The organism is Kitasatospora sp. NPDC059673 (assembly GCF_042734215.1).
GTDB lineage: Bacteria > Actinomycetota > Actinomycetes > Streptomycetales > Streptomycetaceae > Kitasatospora.
Genome location: NZ_JBHWEN010000002.1, coordinates 441,717 through 460,572, shown reverse-complemented (window position 1 = coordinate 460,572; position 18,856 = coordinate 441,717). Strand labels below are relative to the sequence as shown.

General features: G+C 72.4%; 13 protein-coding genes. 11 read left to right on the top strand and 2 right to left on the bottom strand.

Annotated elements, in window-relative coordinates; translation table 11 throughout:
* The first annotated feature begins 2 nt into the window (after nt 1-2).
* From cysD to ACFV18_RS04330, 11 genes are all read left to right on the top strand, one after another.
* Nucleotides 3-908, top strand: coding sequence for a sulfate adenylyltransferase subunit CysD (gene cysD, locus ACFV18_RS04380; protein WP_380479053.1), 906 nt, complete (start codon nt 3-5; stop codon nt 906-908).
* A 3-nt stretch (nt 909-911) separates the two neighbouring features.
* Nucleotides 912-2,186: a sulfate adenylyltransferase subunit 1 gene (locus ACFV18_RS04375; protein WP_380479051.1), complete on the top strand. Its 1,275-nt coding sequence runs from the start codon at nt 912-914 to the stop codon at nt 2,184-2,186.
* 100 nt (nt 2,187-2,286) lie between these two features.
* The gene (locus ACFV18_RS04370; protein WP_380479049.1) at nt 2,287-3,216 is read left to right on the top strand and encodes a metallophosphoesterase family protein; all 930 of its coding nucleotides are present in this window, start codon (nt 2,287-2,289) and stop codon (nt 3,214-3,216) included.
* Nucleotides 3,213-3,875 carry a 4'-phosphopantetheinyl transferase gene (locus ACFV18_RS04365; RefSeq protein ID WP_380479047.1) on the top strand — a complete coding sequence of 221 codons (663 nt, stop codon included), beginning with the start codon at nt 3,213-3,215 and terminating at the stop codon, nt 3,873-3,875. Before ACFV18_RS04370 ends, ACFV18_RS04365 begins: the two co-directional genes overlap by 4 nt.
* Nucleotides 3,876-4,074: 199 nt before the next feature.
* Nucleotides 4,075-4,914, top strand: coding sequence for a putative 2OG-Fe(II) oxygenase (locus tag ACFV18_RS04360; RefSeq protein WP_380479046.1), 840 nt, complete (start codon nt 4,075-4,077; stop codon nt 4,912-4,914).
* Between the two features lie 58 nt (nt 4,915-4,972).
* Nucleotides 4,973-5,770 carry a phytanoyl-CoA dioxygenase family protein gene (locus ACFV18_RS04355; RefSeq protein ID WP_380479044.1) on the top strand — a complete coding sequence of 266 codons (798 nt, stop codon included), beginning with the start codon at nt 4,973-4,975 and terminating at the stop codon, nt 5,768-5,770.
* A gap of 11 nt (nt 5,771-5,781) precedes the next feature.
* Complete coding sequence (locus tag ACFV18_RS04350; protein WP_380479042.1) at nt 5,782-6,903, top strand: zinc-binding dehydrogenase; 1,122 nt, start codon at nt 5,782-5,784, stop codon at nt 6,901-6,903.
* An 84-nt stretch (nt 6,904-6,987) separates the two neighbouring features.
* Nucleotides 6,988-8,097 carry a winged helix DNA-binding domain-containing protein gene (locus ACFV18_RS04345; RefSeq protein WP_380479040.1) on the top strand — a complete coding sequence of 370 codons (1,110 nt, stop codon included), beginning with the start codon at nt 6,988-6,990 and terminating at the stop codon, nt 8,095-8,097.
* Nucleotides 8,098-8,148: 51 nt separating this feature from the next.
* Nucleotides 8,149-9,420, top strand: a complete 1,272-nt coding sequence (locus ACFV18_RS04340; protein WP_380479039.1) for an MFS transporter — start codon at nt 8,149-8,151, stop codon at nt 9,418-9,420.
* Between the two features lie 50 nt (nt 9,421-9,470).
* Nucleotides 9,471-13,022 (top strand): condensation domain-containing protein, encoded by a 3,552-nt coding sequence (locus ACFV18_RS04335; protein WP_380479037.1) that lies wholly within the window; start codon nt 9,471-9,473, stop codon nt 13,020-13,022.
* A complete protein-coding gene (locus ACFV18_RS04330; protein ID WP_380479035.1) occupies nt 13,019-14,560 on the top strand; it encodes an amino acid adenylation domain-containing protein in 1,542 nt (513 codons plus the stop codon). The genes ACFV18_RS04335 and ACFV18_RS04330 overlap by 4 nt, the downstream gene beginning before the upstream one ends.
* Before the next feature lie 12 nt (nt 14,561-14,572).
* On the opposite strand, the gene ACFV18_RS04325 is transcribed toward ACFV18_RS04330, so the two are convergent.
* Nucleotides 14,573-15,304 carry a sulfotransferase family protein gene (locus tag ACFV18_RS04325; RefSeq protein WP_380479033.1) on the bottom strand — a complete coding sequence of 244 codons (732 nt, stop codon included), beginning with the start codon at nt 15,302-15,304 and terminating at the stop codon, nt 14,573-14,575.
* Nucleotides 15,301-18,738 carry a condensation domain-containing protein gene (locus tag ACFV18_RS04320; RefSeq protein ID WP_380479031.1) on the bottom strand — a complete coding sequence of 1,146 codons (3,438 nt, stop codon included), beginning with the start codon at nt 18,736-18,738 and terminating at the stop codon, nt 15,301-15,303. Before ACFV18_RS04320 ends, ACFV18_RS04325 begins: the two co-directional genes overlap by 4 nt.
* Nucleotides 18,739-18,856 lie beyond the last annotated feature (118 nt).

The following is an 18,856-nucleotide window of genomic DNA, read 5'->3' as shown; positions in this document are numbered from 1 at the left end:
GTATGCGGGGTCTGTTGGCGCTGTCGCACCTGGACGCGCTGGAGGCGGAGTCGGTGCACATCTTCCGTGAGGTGGCGGGTGAGTTCGAGCGGCCGGTGATCCTGTTCTCCGGCGGCAAGGACTCCATCGTGATGCTGCACCTGGCGCTGAAGGCGTTCGCGCCCGCCCCGGTGCCGTTCGCGCTGCTGCACGTGGACACCGGCCACAACTTCCCCGAGGTCATCGAGTACCGCGACCGCACCGTGGCCCGGCACGGCCTGCGCCTGCACGTCGCCTCCGTCCAGGAGTTCATCGACCGCGGCGTGCTGCGCGAACGCCCCGACGGCACCCGCAACCCGCTGCAGACCGTGCCACTGCTGGACGCCATCGAAACGGGCCGGTTCGACGCGGTCTTCGGCGGCGGCCGCCGCGACGAGGAGAAAGCCCGCGCCAAGGAACGCGTCTTCTCCCTGCGCGACGAGTTCGGCGCCTGGGACCCGCGCCGCCAGCGCCCCGAACTCTGGTCCCTCTACAACGGCCGCCACGCACCCGGCGAACACGTCCGCGTCTTCCCGCTGTCCAACTGGACCGAACTCGACGTCTGGCAGTACATCCAGCGCGAGAACATCGAACTCCCCGCCATCTACTACGCCCACCACCGCGAGGTGTTCCGGCGCGACGGCATGTGGCTGACCGCCGGCGACTGGGGCGGCCCCAAGCAGAACGAAACCACCCAAACCCGCCTGGTGCGCTACCGCACCGTGGGCGACATGTCCTGCACCGGCGCCGTCGACTCCGACGCGGGCACCATCGACGCCGTCATCACCGAGATCGCCGCCTCCCGCCTCACCGAACGCGGCGCCACCCGCGCCGACGACAAACTCTCCGAGGCCGCCATGGAAGACCGCAAGCGCGAGGGGTACTTCTAACCCATGCCCACCCGAACCCCCACCACCCTCCTGCGCTTCGCCACCGCCGGAAGCGTCGACGACGGCAAATCCACCCTCGTCGGCCGACTCCTCCACGACTCCAAATCCGTCCTCACCGACCAGCTCGAAGCCGTCGAACACGCCTCCCGCCGCCGCGGCCAGAACACCCCCGACCTCGCCCTCCTCACCGACGGCCTGCGCGCCGAGCGCGAACAGGGCATCACCATCGACGTCGCCCACCGCTACTTCGCCACCGCCCGCCGCCGCTTCATCCTCGCCGACACCCCCGGCCACGTGCAGTACACCCGCAACATGGTCACCGGCGCCTCCACCGCCGAACTCGCCGTCGTCCTCGTCGACGCCCGCAACGGCATCGTCGAACAGACCCGCCGCCACGCCGCCGTCGCCGCCCTCCTGCGCGTCCCCCACCTCGTCCTCGCCGTCAACAAAATGGACCTCACCGGCTACGCGGAGGACGTCTTCGCGGCGATCGCCGAAGAGTTCACCGCCTACACCGCCACCCTCGGCGTCAAGGACGTCACGGCGATCCCGATATCCGCCCTCGCCGGCGACAACGTCGTCGAACCCTCCGCCCACACGCACTGGTACTGCGGCCCGACCCTCCTCGAACACCTGGAGACCGTCCCCGTCGGCACCGACCCCCACACCGAACCGGCCCGCTTCCCCGTCCAGTACGTCATCCGCCCGCAGAGCGAGGAATTCCACGACTACCGCGGCTACGCCGGACAACTGGCGTCCGGCGTCCTGCACGTCGGCGACCCGGTCACCGTCCTGCCCTCGGGCCACACCACCACCATCGCCGCGATCGACGCACTCGGCACCCCCACCGACACCGCCCGCGCCCCGCAGTCGGTGACCCTCCGCCTCACCCACGACCTCGACATCTCCCGCGGCGACCTCATCGCCACCGGCCGGGCCGCCCCACCCACCAAGGACATCGAAGCCACCGTCTGCCACCTGAACGAACGCCCCCTGCACACCGGCGCCAAAGTGCTCCTCAAACACACCACCCGCACCGTGCGCGCACTCGTCAAGGACATCTCCTACCGCATCGACATCGACACCCTCCAACAACGGCCCGCCACCGAAGGCCTGAACGTCAACGACATCGGCCACGTGACCCTGCGCACCGCCGAACCACTCGCCCTCGACAACTACGCCGACAACCGCCGCACCGGCTCGTTCATCCTGATCGACCCGGCCGACGGCACCACCCTCACCGCCGGCATGGCGGGAACCGATCTTCGGGCCCAATGATGCTGATCCACTCCCACGAACGCTCCGAGACGGTAGATTCGAGCACACTCCGCACGGTGGGAGCGGGGCAGTGTCAGACGGCAGATCGGAAGTCCGGTCCATGAGTCAAGCGCACAACTACGCTCCACCGCCCGGCTCCAGTGAGCCGGGCCGGCTGCTGGCCGTGAGCGATCTGCACGTCGGGATCGCCGACAACCGGCCGCTGGTCGAGTCGCTCCGGCCGACGTCCGAGCGGGACTGGCTGATCGTCGCGGGCGACGTGGCCGAGCAGGTACGGGACGTCGAGTGGGCGCTGCGGCTGCTCGCGGGCCGGTTCGCGCGGGTGGTGTGGACACCCGGCAACCACGAGCTGTGGAGCACCGCGAAGGACCCCGTGCAGTTGGGCGGGCGGGACCGCTACGAGCATCTGGTGGCGGTCTGCCGGGAACTCGGGGTGGCCACCCCGGAGGATCCCTTCCCGCACTTCCAGGGGCCGGACGGGCCGTACGCGGTCGCCCCGGTGTTCGCGCTGTACGACTACTCGTTCCGGATGCCGGGGACGGCGAGCAAACAGGAGTCGCTGGCCCGGGCCCGGGAGGCGGGCGTGGTGTGCACCGACGAGTACCTGCTGCGGCCGGACCCGTACGGATCGATCGAGGAGTGGTGCCGGCAGCGGGTGGCGCTCACCGAGCGGCGGCTCGCCGCGCACGATCCGGACGTGCCCTTGGTGCTGGTCTCGCACTGGCCGCTGGTGCGGCAGCCGACCGAGCTGATGCGCTATCAGGAGTTCACCCAGTGGTGCGGTACCGAGCTGACCGCCGACTGGCACCGCCGTTTCCACGTGGCGGCGGTGGTCTACGGGCACCTGCACATACCGCGGACCACCTGGTACGACGGCGTGCGGTTCGAGGAGGTGTCGATCGGCTACCCCCGGGAGTGGGGCCGCCGCGGGCATCCGCTGGGGCTGCTGCGGCAGGTGCTGCCCGCGCCGGACGCCGGCGAGCGGCCGGGCGTCCGACGGGAGTTGCTCCGGCGCGGGACGGACGCGTGATAGCCGGGCTGCTGCCGGACGAGGTCCGGTGCGTGGTGCGGCGGGAGGACGGTTCGCCCAGCGAGCCGCTGTTCCCGGCGGAGGAGGCCCTGCTGGTACAGGCGGGGCCCAAGCGCCGGGCGGAGTTCACCACGGTGCGTGGCTGCGCCCGGCGGGCGCTGGCGGGGCTGGGGCTGCCTCCGGTCCCGGTCCTGCCCGGGCAACGGGGTGCGCCCCAGTGGCCTGCGGGGGTGGTGGGCAGTCTGACGCACTGCGAGGGCTTTCGGGCGGCGGCGGTGGCCCGGGCGGGCCGCATCCGGTCGCTGGGCATCGACGCCGAGCCGAATCTGCCGCTGCCGCCGGGCGTGCGCGAGGTCGTCCTGCGGCCGGCCGAGCTGCGGCTGCCGGACGGGCCGCAGGGCAGCGGGGAGGTCCACCTGGACCGGCTGGTGTTCAGTGCGAAGGAGAGCGTCTTCAAGGCCTGGTACCCGCTGACCGGGCTGGAGCTGGATTTCCTGGAGGCCGAGCTGAGGCTGAGCCCGGCGGCTCCGGGGAGCGCCGACGGATCCTTCGAGGCCAGGCTGCTGCGCAGCGCGCCGGGCTTGTCCGGAACCCTTCACGGGCGATGGTCGGTGCGCGACGGAATTGTGGCGACCGCGGTCGTGGTGAATACCGGTTGAAGAGTCGGGATTTCCCCGGGGAAATGTCGGTGAGTGCCCTCCCCGGCATTTTGATCAAGGAGCGGTGTTGATCATGGTCGGGGCTCAGGAGCACTTCGGAAAGCCTTGACGCGATTGCATCGGGCCGACTATAAAAGGACCGTCTCTGCGGCTAATCTGCTTGTGTGGTACGTCGTTCCACCGCAGGAGGAGGGGACCGGTGTCGGACGGAATTCTCACTTCACCCGAGCTTCGGGATGTCAGTACAAATGGCTCGCCAATCTATACGCTTTTCGATGTGGAAACGGTGGACGAGCTTACTGCCGACCATATTCTGAGGCTCGCGGCGGGTGTTCTCGGCGCGGTCCGGATCAGAAACTTCGCACCATTGCAGGACTGTGCCGACGTGATGGCGAGTCTGGAGACGTGCGAGCTGGGCGCGTACGACGAGGCGCTGATCTACCCGCGGATCGCCAAGCTGGGCCCGGCCGCCTACGACTTCTACAGCGCGTACGGCCTGGACAAGACCTACTGGGAGCACGCCGAGCAGTCCCGGGCGACCCGGTCGACCCTGCTGCGCGGCGGTGACCCGATGGACGTGGCGGTGGAGCGGCTCCAGCGGGCCTGGGGCGGCGAGCTGATCCCGGCGACGTCCGGCGGGCGGCCGATGTTCTCCGGCATGATCCGGGAGATCACCAAGGGCGCGAAGATCCACTTCGATGAGATCGTCCGCGAATTCCCGGGCGCGATGGATGCCCCGCCGGCCAGCTTCCTGACCTTCAACTGGTACCTCTCGATGCCGAGTTCGGGCGGCGAGACGGTGGTGCACCGGCACCGCTGGCAGCCCTCCGACGAGCAGTACCGGGACGGCTACGGGTACGTCGACGCGTCGGTCGAGGGCCTGCCGTCGGTGACGGTCGCACCGGAGACGGGCGACGCGATCCTCTTCGACTCACGGAACTTCCACGCGGTGCTGCCGGTGGACGGGGAGGGGCGGCGGGTCAGCCTGTCCTTCTTCCTCGGCGTCACGGGGCGCGGCCCGCTCGCGCTCTGGTCCTGAACGGGGCTGGGTGCGGCCGGCGGCCGAACATCCGATTCTCGACATCCAGGGGGATGCCATGCGCCTCAGCGAGGAACAGGTCCACAACTACCGGGACCGCGGATATCTGACGGTGGAGTCGGTCTTCGACGAGCAGGAGGTGGCCGCCCTTCGGGAGGCCTTCCTGCGGGACTGCCAGGTCCCGGGCGAACAGCGCATCATGGAGGACAAGGGCGACGCGGTCCGCGCGATCTACAGCTCGCACGTGCGGCAGTCCGAGTTCGCCGCCCTGATCCGCACGCCACGGCTGCTCGGACCGGTCAAGCAGCTGCTCGGCGAACAGGTCTACCTGTTCCAGCTCAAGGTCAACGCCAAGGGCCCGTTCACCGGCGACCTGTGGGCCTGGCACCAGGACTTCCTGGCCTGGAAGCTGGCGGACAACCTGCCCGCCCCCAGGCTGGTGAACGTCGGCATCTACCTGGACGAGGTCACCGAGTTCAACGGCCCGGTGATCTTCGTCCCCGGCTCCCATCAGGGCGGCCTGGTCGGGGACGGCCGCCGGCACGCCACCAAGTCGATCCAGCACCTCGACCCCGACGACATCAGCCTGACCCCTGCCCAGCTCGCCGAACTGGTCGAGGAGCGCGGGATGGAAAGCCCCAAGGGTCCGGCCGGCACGGTGATCTTCTTCGACCCGCAGATCGTGCACGGGTCCGCACCGAACATGTCCCCGCTGCCGCGCAAGCTGCTGATCGCGACCTACAACCAGGTGGGCAACGAGCCCCGGCCGGTCGCCGAGCCCCGGCCGGACTACCTGATCTGCCGTGACAACCGGCCGCTGCAGGCCACCGACGAACCGTTGGTTCCCACGACGTGAGGAGTGACCAGGTGACCGATCGTGCCACCGAGGCGAGGACCGGCAAGGCCGTCGTGCTGGAGCGGTTCGGCGAGCCGCTGGTGCTGCGGGAGTTCCCCGTACCGCCCGCGCCGCCCCAGGGGATGGTCGTGGCCAGTCGCTACGGCGGGATCTGTGGCACCGATCTGCACCTGCAGCAGGGCCATCTGCCCATCCCGACCCCGCTGGTGCTCGGGCACGAGGGCCTCGGCACCGTGGAGGAGCTCGGCGAGGGGGCCGGACCGGACGCCAACGGCGAACAGCTGGCCGTCGGCGACCAGGTGATGTGGGCCTCCTCGATCGCCTGCGGGGAGTGTCCGCCCTGCCGGACCCACCGCGAGCCGACCCTGTGCGAGAACCGGCGGACCTACGGGGTCAACCGGCCGGTCACCGAGGAACCGGCGCTCTCCGGCTCCTGGGCCGAGCGGATCGTGCTGCGCCCGCGCACCACCGTGGTGAAGGTGCCGGAGGGCGTGGACCCGCTGGCCGCGATGTCGCTGGCCTGCGCCGGACCGACCATGGTGCACGCGCTGTACGAGCGCCGGCCGGTACGGCTCGGCGAGGTGGTCGTGGTCCAGGGCAGCGGGCCGGTCGGCCTGGCCGCCGCGGCCCTGGCGCAGCTGTCCGGTGCGGCGAAGGTGATCCTGGTCGGCGGCCCCGCCGAGCGGCTGGAGCGGGCCGCCAAGGCCGGGATCGGCGACCACCACGTCAATCTGGTGGAGGCCGAGGACCGGTCCGCGGCGCTGGCGCAGGTCCTGGAACTGACCGGCGGACGCGGGGCCGATCTGGTGATCGAGTGCACCGGCGTCCCCGAGGCGGTGGACCAGGGTCTGCGGCTGTGCCGGCGCGGTGGCTCGTACCTGATCGTCGGTCAGTACACCGACAGCGGCGACACGCTGATCAACCCGCACCAGATCGTCTACCGGCAGCTCGACGTGGTCGGCTCCTGGGCCTTCGGCGGAGCGCATCTGGTCGAATACGTACGGCTACTGCCGGCACTGGTCGGGCGCTTCGACCTGGGCAGTCTGGTGACGCCCTTCCCGCTCGCCGAGCACGCGGCGGCGACGGCTGCCGTGGCCCGCGGCGCGGTCTTGAAGGCAGTCCTGCTGGGCTAGGGTGGCGCATGTCAACTTGCTTGCCGGGCAGGGCATTTCGCTGATCTGCCCGGCGGTCCGGCCGGGTGTGCACAGGGAGCGTGCGTGAAGATCAGTTGGGACCAGGCGCTGGCCTGGCGGTTGCGCCGGCAGTACGTCGACCCGCCCCAGGGCGCGGACGCCGTACAGGTCGTCAGCCGGCTGTGCGGCGTCCAGGCCCAGGTCGGCTCGTCCGCCGAACTGGCGGTCGCACTGCGGCGGCGCACCGACGACCCCGGCGCGGTGGCCGAGGCCCTCGCCGAGCGGCGACTCATGAAGACCTGGGCGATGCGCGGCACCCTGCACCTGCTGGAGCCCGCCGAGGCCGGGGACTACCTGTCGCTGATCGCCTCCGCCCGGACCTGGGAGAAGCCCGCCTGGCAGCGCGAGTTCGGAGCCACCCCGGAGCAGATCGCGGCCCTGGTCGAGAGCGTGTCCAAGGTGCTCGACGGCGAGTCACTCACCCGCGAGGAACTGGCCGTCGAACTGCTGAAGGACCGCCGGTTCGCCGGCATGGAGAAGCAGCTCAAGTCCGGCTGGGGCGCGCTGCTCAAGCCGCTGGCCTGGCAGGGCGCGCTCTGCTACGGCCTCGGGCAGAGCAACAAGGTGACCTTCACCCGCCCCGACGGCTTCCCCGGCTGGCGCGGCCTGCCCCACCCCGACGAGGCCGGCCCCCGGGCGATCACCGCCTACCTGGGCGCGTACGGGCCGTCCACCCCCGAGCTCTTCGACGCCTGGCTGTCCCGCAACAGCCTGCGCAAGACCGCGCTGCGCCGCTGGTTCGACCAGCTCGGCGACCGGCTGACCCAGGTCGACGTCGAGGGCCGGGCGGCGTACGTCCTCACCGAGCACGCCGAGGAACTCGCGCGGACCGAACCGAGCCGTTCGGTGCGGCTGCTCGGCGCCTTCGACCAGTACGTGCTCGGCCCCGGCACCAAGTCCGTCGAACTCCTCCCGGCCGAGCACCGGGCCAAGGTCAGCAAGGCCGCCGGATGGATCGCACCGATCCTGGTCGTCGGCGGGCGGATCACCGGAGTCTGGGAATTGACCGACCGTCGGATCGACGTGACGCTGTTCCCCGGCGTCGCACGGCCGGCGCAGAAAGAACTCGAGGCGGAAGCGGCGAACGTCGCCCGGGCCAGCGGCCTGAGCCGCCTCGACATCCACCTGTCCTGACGCCGCCCGCCTCCGGTCGGTCGGCACACTCACGAAAGGGCGCAGCACACCATGGAGACCAAGACCAAGTCCGTCCTGTTCAGGAACCGCGATTTCGCCTTAGTGTGGTCGGGCGAGACAGTGAGCCTGCTCGGCAGCGAGATCAGCGTCATCGCGCTGCCCTCGATGGCCGTCCTCGTCTTCGACGAGGGGACGCTCGGCGTGGGCCTGCTGATGGCGCTGCAGTGGATACCCTTCGTTCTGCTCGCCCCGCTGATGGGCGTGTTCACCGACCGGATGCGCCGCAAGCCACTGATGCACGTGGCGAACATCGGCCGCTTCGTCGTCCTCGGCTCGCTGCCGCTGCTCGCCGTGCTCGGCCACCTGACCCTGGCCCAGCTGTACGTCGCCGCCGTGGTCAAGGGCGTCTTCGACGTGGTGTACCAACTCGCCTACCAGGCCTACCTGCCGCAGCTGCTGCAGCGGGAGGACCTGATGGACGCGAACGCCAAGACCCAGCTCAGCCGCTCGCTGGCGATCGTGTTCGGCCGCTCCGCCGGCGGCGGCCTGGTCGGCCTGATCGGCGCGGCCAAGGCGGTCACCGCCGACGCCTTCTCCTACCTCGTCTCCAGCCTGGCGCTGCTGCTGATCCGCCACGAGGAACCGGCCCCCGCGCCGGCCCAGCGCGGGCTGGCCGCCACCCTCGCCGACCTGCGCGGCGGCGTCCAGCTGACCTTCGGCAACCGGCTGCTGCGCAACCTCACCCTGATGGCCACCTTCGGCAACACCGCGGTGTCCATGACGCTGGCCATGGTCATCGCGTACGCCTACAACGACCTGGGCTTCAGCGCCGGGCAGGTCGGTCTCGCCCTGGCCGCCGGCGGCGTCGCCGTGGTCGCCGGCGCACTCCTGTCGCGCCGGATCACCGCCAAGGTGGGGGTCGGCAAGGTACTGATCTACACCCACCTCGGGCTCGGCGTGGCGTTCCTCGTCCTGCCGCTCGCCCAGCACAGCACCAAGCCGGTCGCCTTCGCCGTGGTGGCGCTCTCGCAGTGCATCGCCGCGTTCACCACGCCGATCGGCAACGTCGGGATCATGACGCTCATCCAGAAGGCCACCCCGCCCCAGGCGATGGGCCGGGTCGGTGGCGTCGCACTGCCCTTCGTCTGGGGCGCCAACGCGCTCGGCCCGCTGGCCGGAGCCGCCATCGCCGCAGCGCTCAGCACCGTCTCCACCTTCTACGTGGCGACCGCGCTGGCCTGGACCGCCACCATCTGGATCGTGCTCGGCTCGGTCCACGAGCTCACCGACGAGGTGCCCGAAAGGCTGCGGGTAGCCGTCTGACCACCTGACACCACCGGACCACAGAAAGGGCTGCCGTGCAGGAGCCGGGATTGACCGACAGCATTGCCGAGAAGCGCCGACTGCTCGCCGCACGACTGGCCGATCCCGGCCGGAGCCCCGAACACCGCACCGGTCCGGTCTCCTTCGCCCAGCGACGGCTCTGGATCCTCGACCGGCTGGTCCCGGGCAGCAGCGCGTACAACGTCCCCATCGTGCTGCGCACCCCGACCGCGCCCGACCCGGAGGCACTGGGCCGGGCGCTGGCCGAGGTGATCCGCCGCCACGAGGTGCTGCGCACGGTCTTCAGCAGCCGGGACGGCGCGCCGGTCCAACGGGTCCGGCCGCCGTTCCGGCCCACGGTCGAGACCAGGGACGTCAGCGCGGCCGAGGATCCGGCGGCCGCCGCCGACCAGCTGGTCCGGGATTCGGTCCGGCAGCCCTTCGACCTGGCGGAGGGGCCGCTGCTGCGGGTCCTGGTCGTCACCGTCGGCCCGCAGGAACACCTGATAGCCCTGACCGTCCATCACATCGTCTGTGACGGATGGTCGATCATCACCCTCTTCCGGGAGCTGGACGCCCTCTACGAGCAGGTCCGCGGCGGCGCCGAGGCCGGGCTGCCGGAGGTCGAGCAGCAGTACATCGACTTCGCGCTCTGGCAGCGGGCCAGGCTCTCCGGCGACCGCGTGGAGGCACTCAACGCCTACTGGCGGGAGCGGCTGGAGGGCGCGCCCGGCCTGCTCCAACTGCCGCTGGACGCGGCCCGCCCGGTGCACCACCGGGCCAACGGCGGGGTCCACGAGTTCCGCTTCCGGCAGGGCCTGCGGGAGAAGATCCTCGCCCTCGCCGCACAGGAACGCAGCACCCCGTTCGCCGTGGTGCTGTCCTGCTTCTCGGCCCTGCTGCAGCGCTTCAGCGGACAGGACGACATCGTGGTCGGCGTCCCGGCCGCCGGGCAGACCCACGGCGCGCTGCAGGGAATGATCGGCTTCTTCGTCAACACCCTGGTGATGCGCACCGACCTGCGCGGCACACCGGGACTGCGCGAGGCGGTGGCCAGGACGCGGGACGTCGCGCTCGGCGCGTTCGCCCACCAGGACATGCCGTTCGAGAAGCTGGTGGTGGAACTCCAGCCCGACCGCAACCCCACCGTCACCCCGATCTTCCAGGTGCTGTTCAACTTCCAGACCGCCTCGGACGAACGGGTGCGGCTGCCGCACCTGGACGCCGACCTGGTGCCGTTCGACACCGGAATCGTCCGGTTCGACCTGGAATTCAACGTCTTCGTCGGCGAGAACGAGATGGGCGGCACCTGGCTGTACAACCGGGACCTCTTCCCGGCGGCGGCCGTGGCCCGGATGGCCGACCTGCTGGAGCGGCTGCTCGCCGCGGCGGTCGAGGCCCCCGACACCCCGCTCGCCGCACTCGACCTGTTCGGGCCGGACGACCTGGCCGAACTCGGCCGGATCGGCGGATCGGCGACCCCCGGGCAGCCGCTGCCCGCCGCCGGACAGTGGCCCGACGTCAAGGTCGGCGACCGCACCGGCCCGGCCGAGCAGCTGTGCCCCGGCTGGAACGCCACCGACCCCACCACGGCCCGCGCCGCCGACCGCCGCCGGCGCACCTTCGACCTGCCGCCCGGCGCGAACGTGCTGTTCGCCGCCCGGGCCGGCGCCGTCGCGCCCGACGAACTGCGCTGGGCACTGGACAGCGGCGCCCGGCCGGTCCTGGCCGGCCCGGAGGAGGACCTCGCGGACCGCGTCCTGCGCACCCTCGCCGAAGGGGACATCGACACGCTCTGCATCGCCCCGGCGCTGCTTGCCCGGGTGGTCCGGGCCGTGGAGCGCGGGGAGAGCTCCCCGAAGCCCCGCCGGATCATCGTCGGCGACGAACCGCTCGGCCTCGACCTGGAGCGCCGCTGCCTGCGCGCCCTCCCCGAGGCGGAGCTGTGGACCGTCCACCGCGCCACCGGAATCGGCGACCTGGCCGTCCGGCGCTGCCACGGCGACGTCCCGCCCGGCCACCAGGTGGCCGGCACCGTCCTGCCCGGGCTGGCCGTCCGGATCCGCGACGAGGCCGGACGGCTGGTCCCGGTCGGCGCGCCCGGCCGCATCCACGCGGGCGACGAGGCCGACCAGGGCGACGGGCAGCCCACCGAGGAACTCGGCAGGTTCCGCGAGGACGGCGCACTGGAGATCCTCGGCACCGCCCGCGACCAACTGCACGTCCGACAGGTCCGGGTGGTGCGCGGCGAGATCGAGGAGACCCTGGTCGCCCACCGGGCGATCGGCGACGCCCGGATCGTCGCCGCCCCCGACGCGCACGGCACCACCCTGATCACCGCCTACCTGACCCCCGCCGACGGCGCGGCCACCGGCGGCGAGTGGGCCGACCACGGGAAGCTGCGCGACGCCGTACGGGCCCACGCCCAGCGCGTCCTGCCCGGCGTCCTGGTACCGCACCGCTACGCGCTGCTCCCCGAACTGCCGCTGACCGCGCGCGGCGCGGCCGACCTGGCGGCGCTCGGCGCGATCGACCCGGGCGAGCAGCGCGGGACCGAGCGGGTCGCGCCGCGCACCGAGCTGGAACGTCTGCTGGCCGAGATCTGGTGCGCGGTGCTGGGCGTCGACGAGGTCGGCGTGCACGACAACTTCTTCCTGCTAGGCGGCCACTCGCTGCTCGCGATCCAGCTGATGACCAGGATCCGCCGGGCCACCCGGGTCGACCTGCCGGTGAGCGTGCTCTTCCGCTACCGCACGGTGGCCGACCTGGCCGCCCGGGTGGAGACCGTCTCGGCCGGCGGTGACGCGGGCGACGCCAACCTGGTGCGGATGCAGTCCGGCACCTCGCCGGTTCCCTTGGTGGCCGTGCACCCGGCCGGTGGCGGGGTGTTCTGCTACGGGCCGCTGGCCGCCGCACTGCCGAGCCGCACCGTCTACGCCTTCGAGGGCCGGCACCCCGGGGCGACCCTGACCGCGCTGGCCGAGCGCTACCTCGACCAGCTGCCCGCGGAGGTCGCCGAGGCGCCCTTCGTCCTGGCCGGCTGGTCCTTCGGCGGCGTGGTGGCGCTCGAAATGGCTCGGATCCACGCCGAACGCGGCGGCCCGCTGACCCCGGTGACGATGGTCGACTCCTTCCTCTTCGAGGTGGACGTCAACGCGCCGGACGCCGAGGAGCGCATCCTGGCCGGCTTCCTGGAGGGCCTGCGGGCCGACTTCGACCTGGACCTGCCGCCGGTGGCGACGGCGGGGCTCAGCCCGCGCCGGATCTTCGCCGACCTGCTGGAGCAGCTAGGCGCCGAGGCGCCCGAGGTACTGGACCTGGAAGAGCTGATGCGGCAGTACGCGGTGTACCGCTCGCACATCCTCAACCTCGCCGAGTACCGGCCGGCCACCCCCTACCCGGGAGCCGTCCACCTGATCAAGGCCACGCGTTCGCCCGAGACGGTGGACAGCTGGCACCGGCACCTGCCGGACCTGACGGTCGGCCGGGTCGAGGGCGACCACTACAGCGTCATGCGCAACCCCGGGCTGGCCGCAGTGGTGGCGCAGTTCGACCGGGCCCCGCAGCGGGCCGCCGAGCAGGGGAGGGGACAGCAGTGGTGAGCAAGCCGAGCGGAGCCGGCACGGTGGTCGGCCTGATGGCTGAAGCGGCGGCCGCACACCCGGCCGTCCCCGCGGTGCTGGACGGCGAACAGGTCCTGACCTACCGGGAGTTCTGGCAGGCCACCGAGCAGGTGGCGCGGCGGCTGCTGGCCCTGGGGGTGCGCACCGGGGACACGGTGGCACTCGCCGCCGAGCGCTCGGCGGGCCTGCTGGTCGGGCTGGTCGGCGTCCTGCGGGCCGGCGCGGTGGTGCTGCCGCTGGACATCACCTACCCGCGCGCCCGGCTGCTGATGATGCTCGAGGACAGCGGAGCCGAGGTGGTGGTCGGCCAGGAGCACACGGTGGGGGAGTTCACCGGTGACGGCCGCCGGGCCTGCCTGCTGAGCGAGGCGCTCGCCGCCCCGCTCGACCCGGCCGCCCCGGCGCTGCCCGAGCCCGACCCCGCCGACGGCTGCTACCTGCTCTACACCTCCGGCTCCACCGGCGGCCCCAAGGCCGTGCTGATGCCGCACTCCTCGATCGCCGGGCTGGTCCGCTGGCAGGCGGCGACCTCGCAGGTCGGCCCCGGCAGCCGCACCCTGCAGTACGGCGCGATCTCCTTCGACGTCGCGCTGCAGGAGATCTTCTCCACCTTCGCCACCGCCGGCACCCTGGTCTGCGTGGACGACGACACCCGGCGCAACCCGCTGCTCACCTGGGAGCTGCTGATCCGCACCCGGGTCGAGCGGATCTTCCTGCCGTACGTCGGCCTCCAGGCGCTGGTGATGGTCGCCGACGCGGTGGACGCCGAGTCCGCCGCCCTGCGCGAACTCATCCCCGGCGGCGAGCAGCTCCAGGTCACCCGCGCCCTGCGTGAACTGATGGCCCGGATGCCGCAGTGCCGGATCAGCAACCACTACGGGCCGGTCGAGACCCACGCCGTCACCTGGCACCCGCTGGAGCAGGACCCCGCCCGCTGGCTCGCCCTTCCGCCGATCGGCACGGCCATCCCCGGCAACCGGGTGTTCGTGCTGGACGAGAACACCCGCGAGGTGCCCGTCGGCCAGGTCGGCGAACTGTACGTGGCCGGCGACCAGGTGAGCTACGGCTACTGGGGGCGGCCCGCGCTGACCGCGGAACGCTTCCTGCCGGCGCCCGACGGCGACGGCGGCCGGATGTACCGCACCGGGGACCTGGCCCGCCGCCGCCCGGACGGCGCGCTGGACTTCCTCGGGCGGGCCGACGACCAGGTCAAGATCCGCGGCTTCCGGGTGGAACTGGCCGAGGTGGAGGCCGCGGTCAGCGACCACCCGGAGGTGGCCGCCTGCGGCGCCACGGTGGCCGGCGAGGAGGGCATCGACCGGATCCTGGTGGCCTTCGTGCTCGCCAGGACCGGGGATCTGGACCCCGACGCGGTGCGCGAGGACCTGCGCGGCCGACTGCCCGGACACCTGGTGCCCGAGACGGTCCGCGTCGTCGACACCCTGCCCCAGCTGCCGAGCGGCAAGCTCGACCGCCGGGGCCTGCAGCTGATGGCGGAGCGGCAGATCAGGGTGTGACGGTGCGGCAGATCAGGGCGTGACGGTCATCCGGTGCGCCATCAGCCGCTCGTAGTACGGCAGATGGAAGTCGAGGTAGTCGGCCAGCAGCGGGTGGTTCTCCGGCGTACTGGAGTACGCGGCGGCCACCCGCTGGAAGCCACTGGTCTCACTGGCCGAGCGGTGCCAGCGCTCGGTGCGCCGCCACTCCTCGCGCATCCCCGGCCGCCAGGACAGCGCCTGCTCCAGGAACGGGATGCCGACCCGGGCGCAGTACTCCTCGACGGTCCGCTCCGGCAGGGCCAGCAGGTCGTCGGAGTCCACCACCACCGGCTGCCGGCCGGCGGCCACGGCCGCGTCGAAGATCTCGGCGAGCAGGGCGAAACCGATCTCGTCCCGGCTCAGCTCCGGGTTGAGCGCGAAGTGCGAGGCGATCGCCTCGCGCGGGTGGCGGAGAATGAAGGAGTGCGACACCTCGGCCAGGAAGGCCTGGTCGGCGAGCAGCCCCGGGTAGCGGAAGTCCGTGGTGTCCTTGAAGAACACCGGCTGCTCCAGGGACAGTTCGCGCAGCAGAGCGATCAGCTCGGCCTCGCTGCCCACCCGCCGCCCGGCCACCTCGGCCGCGCCGAAGTCGGCCACGTGGGAGAACGGCTCGTGCACCACCAGGAAGTCGCCCCGCTCGGCCATCATCCGCATGAACGCGGTCGATCGGCAGCGCGGCGCACTCCACAGTGCGATCAGACGTGGGCCGTTGTGCTCGGTCACCGGGAACTCCCGTCGTCGGTCGGGGACGGCCGGCCGGCCAGTTCGGACAGCCGGGAATCGGGCGCGGCGGTGAGCCGTGCCAGCAGGGCGGTCAGCTCGTCGATCCACCGCAGGCCGGTCTCCGGCTTCCACAGGGCGGTGTCGATCTCGAGCATCGTCATCAGGTCGCTCTCGCGGACCATGCCGTGGAACGACAGGTCGTAGCGGGCGGTGCCGTGCGAGAGGAGCTCGTAGCGGACCTCGCAGCCCGGCAGCTCCACCGGCATCCAGCCGGCCAGCTGGAGCTCGCAGGTCACCTGGTAGACCGGGTGCCGGTCGCTCTGCCGGTCCGGCCGGACCGCCTCCAGGATCTCGGAGAACGGCAGCCGCTGGTGGTCGTAGCACTCCAGCAGGCGCGCCCCGACCCGGTCGAGCAGCTCGGCGGCGGTCGGATCGCCCGAACAGTCCACCCGGACCGGCAGCACGTTGAGGAAACAGCCCATCAGGTGCTCGCTGCCGCGCCGGGACCGGTTCTCGGTCGGCACGCCGACCACGAAGTCCGACTGGCCGCTCAACCGGTGCAGCAGCGCCACCACGGCGGTGAGGAAGACCGTGTACGCCGTCGTCCGGCGCTCCGCGGCCAGGGCGATCACCGCGTCGGCGAGCTCCCGGGGAGCGGGCCGGCCCAGGAACTCGCCCTGGTACGCGGGCCGCTCCGGGCGCGCCCGGTCGGTGGGCAGCTCCAGCCGGGGCGCGCCGGCCAGCGTGGCGGACCAGAACCGGCGCAGCCGCTCGCCCTCCCGGCCGGACAGCAACTCCTGCTCGGCCGCCGCGAGTTCGGCGAAGCCGAGGCCGAGCTCGGGCAGCCGGGCCGGCCGCGCACCGGTCCGCTCCAGGTAGTACTCGGACAGCTCGCGCATGAACAGCGTCATCGACACCTCGTCGGTGACCAGGTGGTGGAACAGCAGGTGCAGCACGTGCTCCCGCTCGCCGAACCTGACCAGCCGGGCCCGCAGCAGCGGGCCGGTGGCGATGTCGAAGCCGCCGTACGCGGTCTCCTCCTCCAGCGCCCGGCCGCGCTCGCGCCGCTCCCCGGCGGGCAGCGCCGCCAGATCGGTCAGCGGCACCTCGAACCCGGTGAACGGGACGATGCGTTGCATCGGCACGCCGTCCACCTCCACGAACACCCCGCGCAGCCCGGGCTGCCGGGCGACCACGTCGGCCACCGCGGCGCGCAGCGCCCCGCCGTCCAGCGGGCCGTCGATCCGCAGCAGCACCGGGATGGTGTGGGTCAGCCGGCCCGGGTTCAGCTGCTCGGCCAGCCACAGCTGGCGCTGCCCGGACAGCAGCGGCACCAGCTGCTCGGCCGGCTCCCGCTCGGCGGCCGGGCCGTCGGGCTGCTCCCCGGGGTCGGATTGTTCCGCGAAGTCGGACTGTTCCCCGGGGTCGAGCTCGCCGACCAGGCGCAGCAGTTCGTCCAGTTCCGGGTTGCGGCGGCGCAGCTCCTCGGTGAGCAGACCGGGGGTGGGGTTCTCGAACAGCATCCGGACGGTCATCTCCCGGCCGAGGCTGTCGCGCAGGTTCTCGACCAGGCGGGCGGCGAGCATCGAGTGCCCGCCGAGGACGAAGAAGTCGTCGTCGGGGCCCACCGCGGGGACGTCCATGGTCTCCGTCCACAGCTCGCAGACCAGGGCGAGCAGGGCGTCCCCGGCGCCGCCGGCGGCGGGGGAGGGCTGGGGCGATCCGCTGAGGAACTCCACGCCGCCGGTCAGCTCGATCTCCCCGGACGGCGCGAGGCGGCCGGTCAGTCCGGTCGGCACGGCGTGCCCGTCGCGGACCAGGTGCAGCGGTGCGGGGGTGCGCGGGGAGAGCCCCGCCGCCGGGAGCAGCCGGCCGGGGCCGGCCACCCGGAGGGTCGGCCAGCGCTCGGGCAGCCCGGTGAAGTCGGCCACCAGCAGGGCGCCGGCGCCGTCCGGGCGGATCAGTCGCAGCGCGCGCCGGCCGGGCCGCTCGCGGAGCCGGGCCAGGTCGGCGGCGGGGACCGGGCCGTCCACCACCAGGTCCCCCGGCCCGCTCTCGCGGGCGAGGCGGCCGAACTCCGCGGCGGACAGCACCGGTTCGGGATCGGCCCCGATGACGGCCGGGGGCTCGGCGGCGGCCCGGTCGGCCAGGGCGAGCCCGGTGAGCGGCCGGGCGGGGTCGGCCAACCAGTCGGTGAGCAGCTGCTCGAAGTCGGCCATCAGGTCGGCGATGCCCTGCTCGGTGTAGAGCGCGCTGTCGTACTCCACCCAGGCCGTGGCCTCCGTGTCGGTGGCGGCGAACTCGACGATGGTGTCGAAGCGTCCGCGACCGCGCTCCACCTCCCACTCGGTGACCGGCAGCCCGGCGAAGCGGGTGGTCCCGATCGCGTCGAGCCGGGGGACGAACAGGTGCTGGATCAGGGGAGTGCGGCTGGGATCGCGCTCGGGCCGGGTCAGTTCGAGGATCCGGCCGAAGGCCAGCCGGCTGTGCTCGACCGCGCCCGCCACCACCCGGCCGCAGCGTGCGGTCAGGTCGGCGAAGTCCGGCTCCCCGGTGAGGTCCAGGCGCAGCGGCACGGTGTTGGAGAACTGGCCGACCAGTCGCTCCACGCCCGGTGCGGTGCGGTTGGCGGCCAGCACACCCAGGACGAAGTCGGCGGCGCCGGTGGAGCGGTGGACCAGCGCGGTGAAGGCGGCCAGCGCCGCCGTGTAGGGCGTGGCGCGGTGCGCGCGGGCGAAGGCGAGCAGCCGCGGGCCCAGCGCGGGGTCGAACCGGAACTCCGTCCGGCGGCCCGCCAGGCCCTTGACCGGCGGCCGCGGCCGGTCCGTCCGCAGGTCCAGCGCGGCCGGCACACCGGCCAGCGCGTTCTGCCAGAACGGCCCGTCGGTGCGTTCCGCGACCGGCAGCAGCACCTCGCGCTCCCAGCGGGCGAAGTCCGGGTACTGGAGCGCCGGAGGGGCCACCGGACCGGGTTGCCCGGCCAGCTGTGCGGCGTAGTCGCGGCTCAGCTCGTCCACCATGACGCGGACGGAGGTGGCGTCGGCGACCAAATGGTGCACGGCGAGCACCAGCACGTGGTCGTCCCCGGCCAGCCGGACCGCCAGGACGCGCAGCAGCGGGCCGGTCGACGGATCGGTCTCGGCTTCCGCGAACTCCCGGGCCGCCGCCGCTGCCGCCTGCTCGGGGCCGGGCCGGCCGGTGAGCTCCAGCCACGTCACCGGGGGGTGCGCGGGGGCGTCGTGCACGTGCAGGAACGCCTCGCCGCTCTCCGTGGAAATGGTGCTGCGAAGTATTTCGTGCCGCTCGACCAGCGCCGCCACCGCGTGCTCCAGAACGGGCCGGAGGATCGGCCCGCGGATCCGCAGTGCGGCGCATTCGCTCTGCGATCCGCCGAACGCCCCGGAATTCAGGAAGTGCTGTTGAATCGGAGCCAACGGCACACTGAACTGCGCCCCCTGCATCGAACCCCCTGAGCATACGGCGGAAGGGCCAGCGGCCACTCGAAGTGCGGTGCGAAGCCGCAGCCTAGCAGCCACAACTGACGTACTGCTA